This window comes from Paenirhodobacter sp. CAU 1674, from assembly GCF_029222945.1.
Taxonomy (GTDB): Bacteria; Pseudomonadota; Alphaproteobacteria; order Rhodobacterales; family Rhodobacteraceae; genus Rhodobacter.
Window position 1 is genome coordinate 97243 of the sequence record NZ_JARHUH010000004.1, and the last position, 17285, is coordinate 114527.

The 17285-nt window shown below is 66.4% G+C and carries 13 protein-coding genes; 9 read left to right on the forward strand and 4 right to left on the reverse strand.

The window, feature by feature from the left end; translation table 11 throughout:
* Positions 1 to 117: 117 nt before the first annotated feature.
* Genes hisG through hisS form a run of 3 tightly spaced genes read right to left on the reverse strand, consistent with a single transcriptional unit; the run spans position 118 to position 3385 of the window.
* Positions 118 to 819 (reverse strand): ATP phosphoribosyltransferase, encoded by a 702-nt coding sequence (gene hisG, locus P2G62_RS07180; protein WP_275734198.1) that lies wholly within the window; start codon positions 817 to 819, stop codon positions 118 to 120.
* On the reverse strand, positions 816 to 1886 hold the full coding sequence (locus tag P2G62_RS07185; protein WP_275734199.1) for an ATP phosphoribosyltransferase regulatory subunit: 1071 nt from the start codon (positions 1884 to 1886) through the stop codon (positions 816 to 818). Before P2G62_RS07185 ends, hisG begins: the two co-directional genes overlap by 4 nt.
* A complete protein-coding gene (hisS, locus tag P2G62_RS07190) occupies positions 1886 to 3385 on the reverse strand; it encodes a histidine--tRNA ligase (protein ID WP_275734200.1) in 1500 nt (499 codons plus the stop codon). Before hisS ends, P2G62_RS07185 begins: the two co-directional genes overlap by 1 nt.
* An 89-nt stretch (positions 3386 to 3474) precedes the next feature.
* Between hisS and P2G62_RS07195 the strand changes: the two genes are divergently transcribed.
* Genes P2G62_RS07195 through P2G62_RS07205 form a run of 3 tightly spaced genes read left to right on the forward strand, consistent with a single transcriptional unit; the run spans position 3475 to position 5237 of the window.
* Positions 3475 to 3681: a SlyX family protein gene (locus P2G62_RS07195; RefSeq protein WP_275734201.1), complete on the forward strand. Its 207-nt coding sequence runs from the start codon at positions 3475 to 3477 to the stop codon at positions 3679 to 3681.
* Positions 3681 to 4139 carry a hypothetical protein gene (locus tag P2G62_RS07200; protein WP_275734202.1) on the forward strand — a complete coding sequence of 153 codons (459 nt, stop codon included), beginning with the start codon at positions 3681 to 3683 and terminating at the stop codon, positions 4137 to 4139. Before P2G62_RS07195 ends, P2G62_RS07200 begins: the two co-directional genes overlap by 1 nt.
* Before the next feature lie 33 nt (positions 4140 to 4172).
* The gene (locus P2G62_RS07205; protein WP_275734203.1) at positions 4173 to 5237 is read left to right on the forward strand and encodes an AbrB family transcriptional regulator; all 1065 of its coding nucleotides are present in this window, start codon (positions 4173 to 4175) and stop codon (positions 5235 to 5237) included.
* Positions 5238 to 5380: 143 nt separating this feature from the next.
* Here the strand turns inward: P2G62_RS07205 and dnaE are convergent, their stop codons facing one another.
* Positions 5381 to 8899 carry a DNA polymerase III subunit alpha gene (gene dnaE / locus P2G62_RS07210; protein WP_275734204.1) on the reverse strand — a complete coding sequence of 1173 codons (3519 nt, stop codon included), beginning with the start codon at positions 8897 to 8899 and terminating at the stop codon, positions 5381 to 5383.
* A gap of 215 nt (positions 8900 to 9114) precedes the next feature.
* Here dnaE and xdhA point away from each other — a divergent pair, with 215 nt between their 5' ends.
* From xdhA to P2G62_RS07240, 6 genes are read left to right on the forward strand one after another with little or no spacing between them, the layout of a single operon-like run.
* Positions 9115 to 10503: a xanthine dehydrogenase small subunit gene (xdhA, locus tag P2G62_RS07215; protein ID WP_275734205.1), complete on the forward strand. Its 1389-nt coding sequence runs from the start codon at positions 9115 to 9117 to the stop codon at positions 10501 to 10503.
* Positions 10500 to 12791 (forward strand): xanthine dehydrogenase molybdopterin binding subunit, encoded by a 2292-nt coding sequence (gene xdhB / locus P2G62_RS07220; RefSeq protein WP_275734206.1) that lies wholly within the window; start codon positions 10500 to 10502, stop codon positions 12789 to 12791. The genes xdhA and xdhB overlap by 4 nt, the downstream gene beginning before the upstream one ends.
* A complete protein-coding gene (gene xdhC / locus P2G62_RS07225; RefSeq protein ID WP_275734207.1) occupies positions 12788 to 13726 on the forward strand; it encodes a xanthine dehydrogenase accessory protein XdhC in 939 nt (312 codons plus the stop codon). Before xdhB ends, xdhC begins: the two co-directional genes overlap by 4 nt.
* Before the next feature lie 8 nt (positions 13727 to 13734).
* On the forward strand, positions 13735 to 15243 hold the full coding sequence (locus tag P2G62_RS07230) for an ABC transporter ATP-binding protein (RefSeq protein ID WP_275734388.1): 1509 nt from the start codon (positions 13735 to 13737) through the stop codon (positions 15241 to 15243).
* Positions 15240 to 16319 carry an ABC transporter permease gene (locus tag P2G62_RS07235; RefSeq protein WP_275734208.1) on the forward strand — a complete coding sequence of 360 codons (1080 nt, stop codon included), beginning with the start codon at positions 15240 to 15242 and terminating at the stop codon, positions 16317 to 16319. The genes P2G62_RS07230 and P2G62_RS07235 overlap by 4 nt, the downstream gene beginning before the upstream one ends.
* Positions 16316 to 17245 (forward strand): ABC transporter permease, encoded by a 930-nt coding sequence (locus P2G62_RS07240; RefSeq protein ID WP_275734209.1) that lies wholly within the window; start codon positions 16316 to 16318, stop codon positions 17243 to 17245. The genes P2G62_RS07235 and P2G62_RS07240 overlap by 4 nt, the downstream gene beginning before the upstream one ends.
* Positions 17246 to 17285: the final 40 nt, after the last annotated feature.

Sequence of the window (17285 nt, forward strand, 5' to 3'; positions counted from 1 at the left end):
GCGCGCAGGGGGCGCTGCCCCCCGGCTTCGCCGTCCCCCGGAGTATTTGCGCCAAGAAGAAATGGCCTTGTCATCTTGCCCGAAGTACCTCGGGGGTCCGGGGGCTGACCCCCGGCCTCAGAAATCCGCGGAAACGCCCAACTGCCGCGCAAAGGCCTCGAAGGTGGCACGCTCGTCGGCCCAGTCGGCATGGCGGGCGGCAAACAGCGTCGCCTGCGACTGATGGATCAGCCCGTCCGACAGGATTTTCAGGTGGTTGGCGCGCAGCGTCTCGCCACTCGAGGTGATGTCGGCGATCGCCTCGGCAGTCAGGTTCTTCACCGTGCCCTCGGTCGCGCCCTGGCTGTCGACCAGCTGATAATCGGCCACACCTTCGCGGGTCAGGAATTCGCGCACCAGCCGGTGATATTTCGTGGCGATCCGCAACCGGTGACCATGCGCCGCGCGGAAGGCATGGGCCGCCGCATCCAGATCTTCCAGCGTATCGACATCGGACCAGCAAGCGGGCACCGCGATGATCAGATCGGCGTGGCCAAACCCCATCAGCGCCAGTTCGGCCACCTGGGTCGACCAGTCGGCCAGCTTGTCGCGCACCAGATCCGATCCGGTGACCCCCAGATGGATGCGCCCTGCCGCCAGTTCGCGCGGGATTTCGCCCGCCGACAGCAGCACCAGTTCGACCCCGGCCGCGCCTTCGACGGCGCCCGCATATTCGCGATCCGATCCGGTGCGGCGCAGCCCCACGCCGCGCGCGGCGAACCACTCGAAGGTCTGTTCCATCAGCCGGCCCTTGGACGGCACCCCGAGTTTGATGCTCATTGCGCGCCCTCCAGATCGGCCAGCAGCCCGGGCCGGATCACGCCGCCCACCGCCGGAATTTCGCGCCCACCGCCCAGCACCCGGGTCAGCGCATCATAGCGCCCGCCCGAGGCCACCGGCGGCAGGGCCGGATCTGCGGCGGTGAAGGCAAAGACGAACCCGTCGTAATATTCCATCGTGCTGCGCCCATGGCTCGCATCAAAGCGCAAGGTGGTCAGGTCGATTCCGCGCGCGTCCAGTGCGGCCAGCCGCCGTTCCAGCCGCGCCACGGCCGGGTCGAGCGCGGGCAGATCCAGCGCGCGCAGGGCCGCCGGGGCCTCGGGCGCGGCGCAACGCAGGGCGAACAGCGCGTCCAGACGCGCGACATCCGCCGCCGGGATCGCCGCTGCCGCCGCATCCAGACGCAACCGGGCGATCCGCGCCTCCATCTCGGCCGGGTCGCGCAGGCCGATCCAGGGCGCGTCGGCGCGCACGCCCTCCAGCAGCGCGCGGCGGCTTTCGGGCACCGGCACCATGCCCGCGTAGCGTTCCAGCAGCTTGTGGAACCGTTGCGGGCGCCAGATGTGCCGCATCAGCGCCACCTTGCGCGCCGGGATCGTATCGAGCCCCGCCACCGCAGCCTGCAGGATACCGATATCGCCGATCGTTGCGGTCAGCCCCAGCCCCTGCAGCGCGGCATGGATCAGCGCGAACACTTCGGCATCGGCAGCCTCGGGATCGACCCGGTCGAAGACCTCGTAGCCCGCCTGCATATATTCGGCGACACGCGCGGCGCCGCGATGATCCTGCTTGCGGAACACCTCGCCCAGATAACAGTAGCGCGCGGGTTCGGCCCCGTTGGCCATATGCTCCTGCACGACGGGCACGGTGAAATCGGGGCGCAGCATCAACTCGCCGCGGATCGGATCGGCGGTGACATAGGCACGCGCGCGGATATCTTCACCGTAAAGGTCCAGCAGCGCCTCGGCCGGTTGCAGGATGTCGGGCGCGATCTCGACCGCACCCGCGGCTTGGAACGCCGCCAGAATCCGCGCGCCTACACCGCGGGCCTGCGCCTTGCCAGCCATCAGCGGGCCTCGTTCCGTGCAAGGATCTGTTTCACTTTTTCAACCATTTCATCCAAGCGCACCTCGAATTGCGCCGGTTGGGATTTCCATTCTTCAACAGTTGCCTCGGCTGCGATCTGTGCGCCCAGAACCAGATCCTTGATTTGCACAACGCCGCGCTGTGCCTCGTCGGTGCCCTGGATCACGGCCACCGGGCTTTCGCGCTTGTCGGCATATTTCAGCTGGTTGCCGAAGTTCTTGGGATTGCCCAGATAGACCTCGGCGCGCACCCCTGCCCGGCGCAGCGTGGCCGCCATCGCCAGATAATCGCCCATCCGGTCGCGGTCCATCACCGTCACCACCACCGGGCCCTGCGCGGTTCCACCGATCCGACCCTTGGCGCGCAGCGCCGCCAGCAGCCGGTCAACCCCGATCGACACGCCCGTCGCAGGCACCGTCTGGCCAGTGAAGCGCTTGACCAGATCGTCATAGCGCCCGCCGCCCGCGACCGAGCCGAAGCTGCGCTTGCGGCCCTTTTCATCGAGGATTTCGAAGGTCAGTTCCGCCTCGAACACCGGGCCGGTGTAATAGCCAAGGCCGCGCACGACCGAGGGGTCGATGACGATGCGATCCGGGCCATAGCCCTGCCCGTCCAGCAGTTTCGCGATCAGCTCCAGTTCGTCGACGCCTTCCTGCCCCAATGCCGAGCCCGCCACCAACTCGCGCAGCCGCGCGACGGTTTCGGCGCCGGTGTCGCGCTTGGCGAACATGAAGCCCATCACCACATCGGCCTGTGCGTCGGTCAGACCCGCGCCCTTGGTGAAATCGCCCGACTCGTCCATCCGGCCCGCCCCCATCAGCGCACGCACGCCCGGCTCGCCGAACTTGTCGAACTTGTCGATGGCGCGCAGCACGGTGCCCCGCTCGGCCTCGAATTTTGTGGGGTCCGACGGGTCCAGAACACCCGCGACTTCCATCACGCCGTTCAGCACCTTGCGGTTGTTGACCCGCACGATGTAATCGCCGCGCGGAATGCCCACGGCTTCCAGCGTATCGGCCAGCATGCCGCAGATTTCCGCATCCGCCGCCACCGAAGGCGCGCCCACGGTATCGGCATCGCATTGATAGAACTGCCGAAACCGCCCCGGCCCCGGCTTTTCGTTGCGCCACACGGGCCCCATCGTATAGCGCCGGTAAGGCGCGGGCAGATCGTTGCGGAATTGCGCCGCCACCCGCGCCAGCGGCGCCGTCATGTCATAGCGCAGCGCCAGCCAGTCGCCGCCCTCGTCCTGCCAGGCGAAAACGCCCTCGTTCGGGCGGTCCACGTCGGGCAGGAACTTGCCCAACGCCTCGACCGTTTCCACCGCACTGGTTTCCAGCGGATCGAAGCCATGCGCCCGGTAGACATCAGCGATCGTCGCCAGCATCGCGTTGCGCTCGGTCACCTCGGCGCCGAAGTAATCGCGAAACCCCTTGGGGGCTTCGGCGCGCGGGCGGCGGGGGGCTTTATCCTTGGCCATGGTCTACTCCGGCTTGCACCTGAACGTGTCTCGCGCGAGGGTGTAGCGGAAGGGGTGCCGCACGGCAAGCCAAGGCTGAGGGGGCCGGAATGCAGGATCGACTGGAAAAATCCGAAGAACAGATCGCCTATCTGACCAAGACCGTCGAGGACCTGTCCGAGATCGTGGCGCGGCAAGCGCGCGAAATCACCCGGCTGGAGCGGCGTCTGGGGCTGTTGCTCGAACGCGAGGCCGAGCGCGAATATGAGGCGGGCGGGCAAATCCCGCTGGCCGATCAGAAACCGCCGCATTGGTGATGCGCCGCACGCTCTGGGTTCTGGCTGCGCTGTTCGTCACGCTGCAGACCGGGTTCTTTCTGACAATCCTGTTCTGGCCCGGGGCTGGAGATCTGCCTGCCGCAATCTTGCGCCTGCGGCTGTGGCAGGGGCTGCAGGTCGCCCCGGGCCAGTTGTTTTTCTGCGCCCCACTGTTGCTTTGGCTGGGGTCGGGCGCGCCCAACTGGCAGGTGCGGCTGCTGATCGGATCGAGTTTCGCGCTCTTGGCGGCGCTGGTGTTCACGACCGCGATAGACGTTCATCTGGTGACGACATTGCGCCAGCAGGCAGGCGGCGTGGCCCCTCCGGCGCTGCAGTTTCTGACACTGCTGCGGCTGGCCGAATTTGCCCTGGCCCTGGTGGGGGCGCTGATCCTGCGGCTGGCGTGGCGGGCCGAGTATCTGCGCACCGCTCCCCTTGCCCCTGCGGGCCAAGGGTGACAGGGTGTCGCAGCCGAACCCGAACAGCAAATCATGCGTTTCATTCCTGACAGTCTTCATTTCCCCACGCTGGGGCTGACGCTGGCGCTTGGCCTGGGCGGCGGGCTGCTTGGACGTGCCCTGCATCTGCCGCTGCCGATGCTGCTGGGGCCGTTGCTGGCGGTGGCCGGGGTTGCCCTGGCGGGGGGGCGACCGATGGGCCACCCGGTGCAGTTTCCGATGCAGATCCGCATGGCCTTCATCCCGATCATCGGCGTGTCGATCGGCGCCACCTTCACCCCCGCCATCGTCGAGGAAGCCGCGCAATGGTGGCCCTCGCTTCTGGCGCTGGCGCTGTTCATCCCCGCCGCGCATCTGCTGAGCTTCAGCGCCGTGCGCAAGACCGGGCGGCTCGACCCGGTCACCGCGTTCTTCGGCACGGCGCCGGGCGGGCTGATCGAGACCGTGCAGATGGGCGAGGAGCGGGGCGCCGATGTCGCAATGCTGACCATGCTGCAATTCCTGCGGCTGATCGTGACGATCATCGCGGTGCCGGTGTTCTTCACGGTGATGACCGGCCATGCCGTGGGCTCGGCCGGGGGCGCCACGCTGACACGCAGCGCGATGCAGGCCGCCGACTGGCCCTGGCTGATCGGCGCGGGCGTTCTGGGCGCGCTGATCGGATGGCGGCTGCGGCTGCCTGCGGGGATGGTCACCGGGCCGATCCTGCTATCGGGGGCGGTGCATCTGGCGGGGCTGGCCCAGGGCAGCCCGCCGCGCTTTCTGGTCGACATGACACAACTGGTGATCGGCACCTCGCTGGGGGTGCGGTTCGCGGGCATGGCGCTCGGGCGGTTCTGGCTGGCGCTGCGGCTTGCGGCGCTGTCGACCACCCTGACCATCACCTTTGCCGCCGCCTGCGCCTTTGCCTTGGCCGATTTCGTGCATGAACCCCCGGCGGCGGTGTTTCTGGCCTTCGCCCCGGGCGGCCTGACGGAAATGGCGCTGATCGCGCTGTCGCTGCAGATGAGCATCGTCTACGTCACGGCCCATCACGCGTTGCGTATCGTTCTGGCGGTCGCGGTGGCGCGCGGATTTGCCAATCGCATGACGCGCTGAGGGGGCGCTGCCCCCTCTTGGCCTGCGGCCAATTCACCCCCGGGATCTTTGAGCCAGAAAGAAAGGACAGGGATGTTGTTCTTTCTGGTCTAAATATCCCGGGGGGCTGCGGCACGCAGCGGGGGCTAGAGCCCCCTCATCGCTCAGATCTCTTCGACCAGCGCCACACCACGCAAGGACCGGATCGCGCCCTTCACCTGCGGATTGACCGGAAAGTCGCGCCCTGCCGCGATCTGATAGCGATAGCCGCGATCGGGATCGAAGACCGTAAAGGAAACAGGCCCCCGCGCACGCACCTTGCCCTCGGCCAGGACGCGTTCCAAAAGGCCCGCGATGGAGGCGATGGCATCGGGTGTCTCGACATGGATCATCAGCCCCGCGCCGCCCGCATCCGCCGTGACCGTGTCGATCGGTTGCGCAGACTGGGCCAGCATCTTGACCGTTTCGCCCTCGACATCGACCTTGACGGTCAGCACCACCGCCTGCCCCGGTTCCAGATATTGCCGACAGGCTTCGAGCGTGTCGGAAAACACCGTGACCTCGTAGGGCCCGGTCGAATCCGACAGCGAGACAAAGGCGAAGCGGTTGCCCTTGGCCGATTTGCGTTCGGACCGCGCCGCGACGGTGCCCGCGATCTTGCCGATGAAGGGGCCGCCCTGTCCTTTCTCGGTGATCTCGGCCAGGGTCATCACGTTCTTGCGGCGCAGCGCGGGGACGTAATCGTCCAGCGGGTGCCCCGACAGGTAGAAGCCGATCGCCTTGTGCTCCTCGGCCAGACGCTCGGCCGGCAGCCAGTCGTCGGTATCGGCCAGCCGCGGCGGCGGCAGATCGTCGCCCGCATCGCCAAAGAGCGACACCTGCGCCGACGATTTCGCCTCGGCTACCGCCGCCGACCAGGCGGCCAGTTGATCGAGGCTTTCGAACACCCGCTTGCGGTTCGGGTCCAACTGGTCGAACGCCCCGGCGCGGGCCAGCATCTCCAGCGGGCGTTTGCCGATCCGTTTCAGATCGCAGCGCCGCGCGAAATCGACCAGATCGCGGAACGGGCGTTCGCTGCCGTCGTCGGTCTTGCGCGCCTCGACGATCAGTTTCATCGCCTCGACGCCCACGTTTTTCAGCGCGCCCAGGGCATAGACCAGTTGCTGATCGACCACATCGAAGGTCGCGAGCGAGCGGTTCACGCAGGGCGGCACAACCGTGATCCCCAGCCCCCGGCGCACCTCGGTCATGTAGATCGAGAGCTTGTCGGTCAGGTGAATATCGCAGTTCATCACCCCCGCCATGAATTCGACGGGGTGGTTGGCCTTTAGCCAGGCGGTCTGATAGCTGACGATCGCATAGGCGGCGGCGTGCGATTTGTTGAAACCGTAGTTTGCGAATTTCTCAAGCAGGTCAAAGACTTCGCCCGCCTTCTTGGCGTCGATGCCATGCGTGGCCTTGGCGCCTTCCAGAAATTTCGGCCGCTCCTTGGCCATTTCCTCGGCGATCTTTTTACCCATCGCGCGGCGCAGCAGGTCGGCGCCGCCCAGGCTGTAGCCGCCCATCACCTGGGCGATCTGCATCACCTGTTCCTGATAGACGATGATACCCTGGGTTTCCTTGAGGATCGGGTCGATGGTCGGATGCAGGCTTTCCAGCGGCCGCAGCCCGTGCTTGACCTCGCAATAGGTCGGGATGTTTTCCATCGGACCCGGACGATACAGCGCGACCAGTGCCACGATATCCTCGATGCAGGTCGGTTTCATCCGCCGCAGCGCGTCCATCATGCCCGTGGATTCCACCTGGAACACCGCAACCGTCTTGGCCGCAGCGTACAACTCATAGGTCTTGGCGTCGTCGATCGGGATCAGGTTGATCTGGTTTTCCGCCCCTTCGGCGGGCTGATACAACTGATTGCCCTGCGCATCGACATGTAGCGGACGGTTCGATTTCTGTATCAGATTGACCGCATTCTGGATGACGGTCAGGGTTTTAAGTCCCAAAAAGTCAAATTTGACCAGACCGGCCTGCTCGACCCATTTCATGTTGAACTGCGTCGCGGGCATGTCCGAGCGCGGGTCCTGATACAGCGGGACCAGCGCATCCAGCGGCCGGTCGCCGATCACCACCCCCGCCGCGTGGGTCGAGGCGTTGCGCAGCAGCCCCTCGACCTGCTGGGCGTAGTTCAGCAGCCGTTCGACCACCTCTTCGGCCTTGGCCGCCTCGCGCAGGCGCGGCTCGTCGGCCAGCGCCTTCTCGATGCTGACCGGCTTGACCCCTTCGACCGGGATCATCTTGGACAGCCGATCGACCTGCCCATAGGACATCTGCAGCACACGGCCCACGTCGCGCACGGCGGCCTTCGACAGCAGCGCGCCGAAGGTGATGATCTGCCCCACCTTGTCGCGGCCATATTTGCCCTGAACGTAGCGGATCGTTTCCTCGCGCCGGTCCATGCAGAAGTCGATGTCGAAGTCCGGCATCGACACCCGTTCGGGGTTCAGGAACCGTTCGAACAGAAGGCTGTAGCGCAGGGGGTCAAGGTCAGTGATGGTCAGCGCATAGGCCACCAGACTGCCCGCCCCCGAACCCCGGCCCGGCCCGACCGGGATGTCGTTGTCCTTGGACCATTTGATGAAGTCGGCCACGATCAGGAAGTAGCCGGGGAAACCCATCTGCTCGATGATGTCCAGCTCGAAGCGCAGCCGTTCCTCGTATTCCGCGACCGGGGCGGCATGCGGGATCACCGCCAACCGCGCGGCCAGACCCTCCCAAGCCTGACGGCGCAGTTCCTCGACCTCGTCATCGGCAAATTTCGGCAGGATCGGCTTGCGTTTATAGGCGGCAAATGCGCAACGCTTCGCGATCTCGACGGTATTTTCCAAAGCCTCGGGCAGGTCGGCGAACAACGCGGCCATCTCGGCTTCGGATTTGAAATAATGCTGCGGCGTCAACCGGCGCCGAGGTTCGATCTGGTCAACATAGGCACCCTCGGCAATGCAGATCAGCGCGTCATGTGCCTCGTACATGTCGGCTTTTGGAAAGTAGACGTCATTGGTCGCGACAATCGGCAGGCCCATGTCATAGGCCATTTCCAGAAACGGACGTTCGGTCTGCCGCTCCGGCTCGGTCAACTGGCCGCCCTCGCCCGGATGGCGCTGCAGTTCCACATAAAGCCGATCCGGGTAGATCGCCGCCAACCGCTCCAGCAGCAGCCGCGCGCGTCCCGCCTGCCCGGCCTGCACCAGCCGCCCGACCGGGCCATCCGCCCCGCCGGTCAGGCAGATCAGCCCCGCCGAATGCGCCTCCAGCTCCTCGACCGTCACCTGCGGCAACTGCCCGCCCTTGTCGACATAAAGGCACGAGCTGAGCTTCATCAGGTTCTCATAACCCGCCTCGCTCTGCGCCAGCAGCACGACGGGCGCAGGCATCCGCGGCTTTTCGCCCGGCGCGGCGGGGTCGTAGGCGACCGAGACCTGACACCCCACGATCGGCTGCAGCCCCGCGCCCTGCGCCAGCACCGAAAATTCCAGCGCGCAAAACATCGCGTTGGTGTCGGTCACCGCCACGGCGGGCATATTGGCCGCGTCGCACATCTTGATCAGCTTCTTCAGCGGCACGGCGCCTTCCAGAAGCGAATATTCGGTGTGCACGCGCAGGTGAATGAATCGGGGGCTGGTCATGGCGCCACGATAAGGGCGCGGGCAGGCGCGCGAAAGGGTCGAAACGCCGATCTGCCGCGCCCGAAATTTAAGCATCCGGTCAAAACCCGGGCGCGCGCGCGCGTTCCGAAACCCTTGCCAAGCCGCCGTCCTTCGGCTTTGCTGGGCCAAAGGCCTCCCGCTCTACGCCGCATCGGGCGACGAGGTATGCCATCGGTACCGCGGCGGATAAACGCATGAAAATCTCGTTTCTTCTCAACGGAGAAACCCGGAATGTGTCGGTCACCGACCCGACGCAGAGCGTGCTGGACTGGCTGCGCGCCGAAGGCCTGCGCGGCACAAAGGAAGGGTGCAACGAAGGCGATTGCGGTGCCTGCACCGTGATGCTGAGCGACGCGCAGGGCAGCCGTGCGGTCAACGCCTGCATCCTGATGCTGCCGCAAATCGCGGGCAAGGCGCTGCGCACGGTCGAGGGGATCGCCGCCCCCGACGGCACCTTGCATCCGGTGCAGCAGGCGATGATCGACCATCACGGCAGCCAGTGCGGATTTTGCACCCCCGGCTTCGTCGTCTCGATGGCGACGGCGCATCTGAACGGGCGGCGCGACCATGACGATCTGCTGGCAGGAAACCTGTGCCGCTGCACCGGCTATGCCCCGATCATCCGCGCAGCCGAGGCGGCCGAAACCGCCCCCGTGCCCGACTGGATGCAAACCGATCGCACCTTCTCGCTGGCGGAAATATCCTCGGGGGTGCGGGGGCAGACAGCCCCCGCCTACCTGCCCGGTAGCGCCGACGATCTGGCCCAGTGGTATCTGGCCCATCCCGAGGCCACGCTGATTGCGGGCGGCACCGATGTCGGGCTGTGGGTCACGAAACAGCTGCGCACCCTGACCCAAGTGGCCTTTCTGAGCCATTGCAAGGACTTGTCCTATGTTTCCGAAACGGAAGACGGGTTTCGCATCGGCGCGGGCGTCACCATCGCGGCCCTGCGCGCGGCCATGGCGCAGCCGCATCCCGCCTTCGCCGATCTGCTGCGCCGCTTCGCCTCGGAACAGGTGCGGCAGGCCGCCACGATCGGGGGGAACATCGCGAACGGGTCGCCCATCGGCGACACCCCGCCCGCGCTGATTGCGATGGGGGCCCGGCTGATCCTGCGCCGGGGGGATGCACGGCGCGAGATCCAGATCGAGGATTTCTTCCTCACTTACGGCAAACAGGATCGCGCCCCCGGCGAATTCGTCGAAGCGGTCTGGCTGCCCAAATCCGCCCCGGATCTGGCGTGCTACAAACTGTCGAAAAGGTTCGATCAGGATATTTCTGCGGTCTGCGGATGCTTCAACATCACCCGGAATGGTTCGAAAATTGAATCTGCGCGTGTGGCATTCGGTGGCATGGCCGGCACCCCGAAACGTGCAGCCGCTTTCGAGGCGGCGCTGATCGGCCGCCCCTTCAGCGAAGCCACATTCACCGCGGCCCTGCCCGCATTGGCGCAGGATTTCACCCCGCTCAGCGACATGCGCGCCTCGGCCGCCTATCGGCTGGAGGCGGCGCAAAACATGGCGCTGCGCTACCTGCGCGAGGCGTCGGGCGAAGCCATCTCGGTGCTGGAGGTGGCGCCATGAGCACCGGCCAGCCGCTGCCCCACGATTCCGCCGCGCTGCATGTGACTGGCCGCGCGCGCTATCTGGACGACATTCCCACGCCCGCAGGCACGCTGCACCTGGCCTTCGGACTGTCGACCGAGGCGCATGCCGACATCACCGCCTGCGATCTGGACGCCGTGCGTGCCGCACCTGGCGTGGTCGCGGTGCTGACGGCCACCGACCTGCCGGGCCATAACGACGCCTCGCCCAATCCGAACTGGCCCGAGCCGGTTCTGGCCGAGGGCACGGTGCATTACATCGGCCAGCCGATCTTTCTGGTGGTCGCGACCAGCCACCGCGCAGCGCGGGTCGCCGCGCGCAAGGGGGGCATCTCTTACGCCCCGAAACCCGCAATTCTGACGCTGGATCAGGCCCTTGCCGCCAACAGCCGGTTCGAGGACGGGCCGGTGATCTGGGCGCGCGGCGATGTTGCCAGCGCACTCGAAAGTGCTGCGCATCTGGTCGAAGGCACGCTCGAAATGGGCGGGCAGGAACATTTCTATCTGGAAGGTCAGGCGGCGCTGGCCCTGCCCGGCGACGAGGGCGTGGTGATTCACGCCTCGACCCAACACCCCAGCGAGATCCAGCACAAGGTCGCCGAGGCGCTGCATCTGGGTCTGCACGATGTGCGCGTCGAGATCCGGCGGATGGGCGGCGGGTTCGGCGGCAAGGAAAGCCAGGGCAACCATCTGGCCATCGCCTGCGCCGTCGCGGCCATGGCCACGGGGCGGCCCTGCAAGATGCGCTACGACCGCGACGACGACATGGTCATCACCGGCAAGCGCCACGATTTCCGCATCCATTACCGGATCGGCGCGGATGCCGAAGGCCGTATTCTGGGCGCCGATTTCGTGCAGCTTGCGCGCTGCGGCTGGTCGATGGACCTGAGCCTGCCGGTCTGCGACCGCGCGATGCTGCATGCCGACAACGCCTATTTCATCCCCGCGCTGCGGGTCGAAAGCCACCGTCTGCGCACCAACACGCAAAGCAACACGGCCTATCGCGGCTTTGGCGGGCCGCAGGGCGTTTTCGGGATCGAACGTGCGCTGGATCATCTGGCGCACCAGATCGGCTGCGCGCCCGAGGCCTTGCGGCAGAAAAACTTCTACGCGCCCCCCGGCGCGGCCCCGGTGCAAGCCACGCATTACGGCCAGGACGTGGAGGATTGCATCCTCAATGACCTCGTTCCGGCCTTGCAGAAATCCAGCGATTTTGACGTACGCAAGGCCGAGATTACCACTTGGAACAGCAATAATCGAACATTGAAGCGGGGCATCGCGCTAAGCCCGGTGAAGTTTGGCATCTCATTCACGCTGACCCATCTGAACCAGGCGGGCGCCTTGGTGCATCTGTATCCCGATGGCACCGTGCAGCTGAACCACGGCGGCACCGAGATGGGGCAAGGCCTGCATCGCAAGGTCTGTCAGGTGGCCGCCCGGGTCTTTGGCATCGCGCCGGATGCCGTGCGGATCACCGCGACCGACACGGCCAAGGTGCCCAACACCTCGGCCACGGCGGCGTCGTCGGGGGCGGATCTGAACGGCATGGCGGTGAAGGCCGCCTGCGACACGCTGCGTGCAAGGCTGGCCGATTTCATCGCCACGCGCGAAGGATACGCCCCGCAAGAGATTGATTTTTCGGATGGAATGGTGCGCGCAGGTGGGTCGCAATGGCCCTTTGCCGCAGTTGTGAATGCGGCCTATATGGCACGGATCTCGCTGTCGTCGACCGGGTTTTATGCCACACCAAAGATCAGCTGGGATCGGGTCGCCGGACGCGGACGGCCGTTTTACTACTTCGCCTATGGCGCCGCGGTGACCGAAGTGGTGATCGACACGCTGACCGGCGAAAACCGGATCCTGCGCACCGACATCCTGCATGACGCGGGCGCCAGCCTGAACCCCGCGCTCGACATCGGCCAGATCGAGGGCGGCTATGTTCAAGGCGCGGGCTGGCTGACCACCGAAGAACTGGTCTGGGACGACAAGGGCCGCCTGCGCACCCACGCACCCTCGACCTACAAGATCCCGGCGTGTTCGGACCGCCCGCGCATCTTCAACGTCGCGCTGTGGGATGCGCCGAACCGCGAAGATACGATTTTCCGGTCGAAAGCGGTGGGCGAGCCGCCCTTCATGCTGGGAATTTCGGCCTATCTGGCACTGAGCCAAGCCTGCGCCGCCTGTGGACCGCACTGGCCGGACCTGCGTGCCCCGGCCACGCCCGAAGCGGTGCTGGCCGCAGTCAAACGCGCGCGTGGTGCGGCATGAGCCTTGATCCGCAGAAACTGGCGCAGGCCGCTTCACGGGGACCGTTCGTGCGGGTGCTGGTGGCTGAGGTCCGCGGCTCGACCCCGCGTGAGGCGGGCGCCGAAATGCTGGTCTGGCCGGACCGGACCGAAGGCACGATCGGTGGCGGCCAACTGGAGTTCGATGCGATCGCCCGGGCCCGCTCCTGCACCGCCCCGCGACTGGAACGGATCGCGCTTGGGCCTGCCATGGGGCAGTGCTGCGGGGGCGCCGTGACGCTGGCCTACGAGCCGCTGAACAGTCGGAAAGTGGCCACGATTTCAGGCGATTACCACGCCCGTCCGATGGGTGATCCGACCGCCCCGCTGGCCCTGCGCCGGGCCCTGGCGCGGGCACGCGACCGGGGCGAGGCGCCGCCCCTTCTGATTGGTGAATGGCTGGTAGAGCCGGTGGCGCCCCCTGCCCTGCCGCTTTGGATCTGGGGCGCGGGGCATGTCGGGCGCGCGATTGTCGCCACGCTTTCGCCGCTGCCGGGGCTGGCGCTGTCTTGGGCCGATACTGCGGCCGATCGGTTCCCCGACATCCCGGCGGGGGTCACGCCGCTGATCGCCGAAAACCCCGCCGATCTGGTCACGCTGGCGCCGCCCGACGCGCATCACCTGATCCTGACCTACAGTCATGCGCTGGATCTGGAACTGTGCCACCGGCTGCTCGGCCACGGGTTCGGCGCCTGCGGCCTGATCGGGTCGGCGTCGAAATGGGGGCGGTTTCGCAATCGACTGCGCGACCTTGGCCATGCGGACGCCCAAATTTCGCGCATTGCCTGCCCGATAGGCGATCCAACGCTGGGGAAGCATCCGCAGGCCATTGCGATTTCGGTCGCTGCCGCGCTACTGAAAGAAACGAGCGCTACAAGAGCCGAAAAGGCCCATAATCAAGAGGGACGCGCCGGGTGACGGGGAACATGCTGCTGGAAATCGCGGGCCTGACCAAGGCCTATCCCGGGGTTGTGGCCAATGATGGCGTCGGCTTCAGTGTCGGCCCGGGCGAAGTGCATGCCCTGCTGGGCGAAAACGGCGCCGGAAAATCGACGCTGGTCAAGATGATCTACGGGCTGGTCAAACCAGATTCCGGCACGATGCATCTGATGGGCGCGCCCTACACACCCGCCGAACCGCGCGCCGCACGCGCTTCGGGCGTGGCGATGGTGTTTCAGCATTTCTCGCTATTCGAGGCGCTGAATGTGGCCGAGAACGTGGCGCTCGGGATGGAGAACCCGCCGCCGATGGGGCAACTGTCAGCCCGCATCCGCGAGATTTCCACGGCCTACGGCCTGCCGCTGGACCCCGCGCGTCTGGTTGGCGATCTGTCCGCGGGCGAGCGGCAGCGGGTCGAGATCATCCGCTGCCTGCTGCAGGACCCGAAGCTGCTGATCATGGATGAACCGACCTCGGTTCTGACCCCGCAAGAGGTCGACATCCTGTTCAACACCCTGCGCAAGCTGTCCTCGGAAGGCACGGCGATCCTGTATATCTCGCACAAGCTTGAAGAAATCCGCAGCCTGTGCGACCGCGCCACGATCCTGCGCGGCGGCAAGGTCGTGGCCACCTGCACCCCGCGCGAGAAATCGGCGCGTGAGCTGGCGGAACTGATGGTCGGCGGCGAATTCACCGCGACCGACCGCGCCGGGCGGACCCTTGGCCACACCATTTTCGAGGTCAAAGGCCTGGATCTGCCGCCAATGTCGCAATTCGGCCCGGCGCTGAAACAGGTCTCGCTGCAGTTGCGCGCGGGCGAGGTGCTGGGCATCGGCGGGGTCGCGGGCAACGGGCAGGAAGAATTGCTGGCGACGCTGTCGGGCGAACGCGTCTCGGCCCCCGGCACGGTGCTGCTGCACGGGCAGGACATCGCGACGCTGGGGCCCAATGAACGCCGCCGCCTTGGCCTGCAGGCCGCGCCAGAGGAACGGCTGGGTCATGCCGCGGTGCCGGACATGAGCCTGACCGAAAACACGCTGCTGACCGGCACGGTGCGCCGCCCGCTGACCCGCAAGGGTTTTCTGGACATGAAGGCCGCGAAGCTGTTCGCCGAGGAAATCATCCGCGTCTTCGACGTGCGCACGCCGGGCCCGCATGTGGCCGCGCGCGCGCTGTCGGGCGGCAACTTGCAGAAATACGTCATCGGCCGCGAGGTGCTGCAATATCCCGAGGTGCTGATCGTGAACCAGCCGACCTGGGGCGTCGATGCGGCGGCGGCGGCGGCGATCCGGCAGGCGCTGCTGGATCTGGCGGGCAAGGGCGCGGCGGTGATCGTGATTTCGCAGGATCTGGACGAGCTGATGGAAATCGCCGATCAGTTCTGCGCGCTGAACGAAGGCCGGCTGAGCGCCCCGCGCCCGACCGAGGGGCTGAGCATCGACGAGATCGGGCTGATGCTGGGCGGCGCCCATGGCATGCAGGAGGTGGCGGTATGATCACGCTCATCAAGCGACCGACGCCTTCGAAAGGCTGGAGCTATGCAACGCCGATTGTTGCCGTTCTGGCAACGATGGTTGCGGGCGGTCTGTTGTTCGCGGCGCTTGGCAAGAACCCGGTCGAGGCGATCCGCGTGATCTTCTGGGACCCTTTGTTCGGCGCCAATGCCGCCTATTTCCGCAGTCAGTTGCTGGTCAAGGCGGCGCCGCTGATCCTGATCGCCTCGGGTCTGGCGGTGGGCTTTCGCGCGGGCATCTGGAACATCGGCGCCGAGGGGCAGTATATCATCGGCGCGATCTGTGGCGCCGCCGTGGCGCTGTCGGTCTATCCTGCGGAAAGTGCGTGGCTTTTTCCGGCGATGGTGATTGCCGGCGCATTGGGCGGTTTGCTTTGGGGGATGATCCCCGCGCTGCTGAAAACGCTGTTCGGCACCTCTGAAATCCTGGTGTCGCTGATGCTGGTCTATGTGGCGCAGAACCTGCTGGCCTATGTCGCCTTCGGGCCGCTGAAGAACCCGCAGGGCTATGGCTTCCCGGGCTCGCGCAATTTGCAGCAATACCCTTCGGCGCATAACCCCGAACTGATCGCAGGGACCGGCGCGCATTGGGGGGTGATGGCCGCGATTGTTGCCGTGATCGCGCTCTATATCCTGATGCACCGCCATATCGCGGGCTTCCGCATCCGCGTGGCGGGCGAGGCACCGCGTGCGGCGCGGTTCGCAGGCGTGGTCCCGGCGCGGCTGGTGGTGTTTTGCCTTGGCCTGTCGGGGGCGCTGGCCGGGCTGGCCGGGCTGTTCGAGGTTTCAGGCCCCTCGGGGCAGATCACCGACAGTTTCAACGCAGGCTATGGCTTCACCGCGATCATCGTGGCCTTTCTGGGCCGGTTGCATCCGCTGGGCATCCTGCTGGCCGGTCTGCTGATGGCGCTGACCTACATCGGCGGCGACATGGCGCAACTGATACTGCAACTGCCGGCGGCGGCGATTCAGGTGTTTCAGGGGATGCTTTTGTTTTTCCTCTTGGGCTTCGACGTGCTGACGAATTACCGTATCCGCATCGGGGGGGCACGCGCATGATGGGCGGCATCGACATTATCGTGCTGATCGCCACGCTGATGGCGGCCTCGACGCCGGTTCTGCTGGCCGCGACGGGCGAGCTGGTGGCCGAGAAATCAGGCGTTCTGAACCTGGGTGTCGAGGGCATGATGATCATGGGCGCGGTCGGCGGCTTTGCCGTGGCCACCGCCACCGGCAGCCCGGTTCTGGGCTTTGCCGCGGGGGCCGTTGCGGGCGCCCTGCTGGCGTTGCTGTTTGCCGTTCTGACGCAGATCTTCCTGTCCAATCAGGTCGCAACCGGGTTGGCGCTGACGCTGTTCGGGCTGGGCCTGTCGGCGCTGATCGGCAAAGGCTACGAAGGTGTGCGTCCGCCGCCGACGGCCAAGCTCGAGTTCGGCCCGCTGGCCGACATTCCGGTGCTGGGTCCGATCCTGTTCTCGCACGACTGGGTGGTCTATGCCTCGCTGGTGCTGGTCGCCCTGACCTGGGCCGTGCTGAAATATACCCGCGCCGGGCTGATCCTGCGCGCGGTCGGCGAAAGCCATGACGCGGCCCATGCCCTGGGCTATCGCGTGGTGGCGGTGCGCTTCGCCGCGCTGGCCTATGGCGGGGCGCTGGCGGGGATGGGCGGCGCCTACCTCAGCCTTGTGCGGGTGCCGCAATGGACCGAAGGCATGACCGCGGGCGCGGGCTGGATCGCGCTGGCGATCGTCGTCTTCGCCAGCTGGCGCGCCGAGCGGGTGCTGATCGGCGCCTATCTGTTCGGCGGCATCACCGCCCTGCAATTGCAGCTGCAGGCCGCAGGTTACGCCATTCCGGTGCATCTGCTGTCGATGGCACCCTATGTGATCACGATCATCGTTTTGGTGATCCTGTCCGCGGCTCACCGGCACGGCGTGGCGGCCGCCCCCGCCGCGCTTGGCCGGTCGTTCCACGCCTCGAACTGAGGCATCCAACGCGCCCCCGTCGGGGGCCATAATCCCGGGC

Coding starts and splice junctions, on each gene's coding strand:
- xdhC (WP_275734207.1), top strand. CDS start 12,788: ATGAGCCTTGATCCGCAGAAACTGGCGCAGGCCGCTTCACGGGGACCG.
- P2G62_RS07195 (WP_275734201.1), top strand. CDS start 3,475: ATGCAGGATCGACTGGAAAAATCCGAAGAACAGATCGCCTATCTGACC.
- hisS (WP_275734200.1), bottom strand. CDS start 3,385: ATGGCCAAGGATAAAGCCCCCCGCCGCCCGCGCGCCGAAGCCCCCAAG.
- P2G62_RS07235 (WP_275734208.1), top strand. CDS start 15,240: ATGATCACGCTCATCAAGCGACCGACGCCTTCGAAAGGCTGGAGCTAT.
- P2G62_RS07240 (WP_275734209.1), top strand. CDS start 16,316: ATGATGGGCGGCATCGACATTATCGTGCTGATCGCCACGCTGATGGCG.
- dnaE (WP_275734204.1), bottom strand. CDS start 8,899: ATGACCAGCCCCCGATTCATTCACCTGCGCGTGCACACCGAATATTCG.
- hisG (WP_275734198.1), bottom strand. CDS start 819: ATGAGCATCAAACTCGGGGTGCCGTCCAAGGGCCGGCTGATGGAACAG.
- P2G62_RS07200 (WP_275734202.1), top strand. CDS start 3,681: ATGCGCCGCACGCTCTGGGTTCTGGCTGCGCTGTTCGTCACGCTGCAG.
- P2G62_RS07205 (WP_275734203.1), top strand. CDS start 4,173: ATGCGTTTCATTCCTGACAGTCTTCATTTCCCCACGCTGGGGCTGACG.
- xdhA (WP_275734205.1), top strand. CDS start 9,115: ATGAAAATCTCGTTTCTTCTCAACGGAGAAACCCGGAATGTGTCGGTC.
- xdhB (WP_275734206.1), top strand. CDS start 10,500: ATGAGCACCGGCCAGCCGCTGCCCCACGATTCCGCCGCGCTGCATGTG.
- P2G62_RS07230 (WP_275734388.1), top strand. CDS start 13,735: ATGCTGCTGGAAATCGCGGGCCTGACCAAGGCCTATCCCGGGGTTGTG.
- P2G62_RS07185 (WP_275734199.1), bottom strand. CDS start 1,886: ATGGCTGGCAAGGCGCAGGCCCGCGGTGTAGGCGCGCGGATTCTGGCG.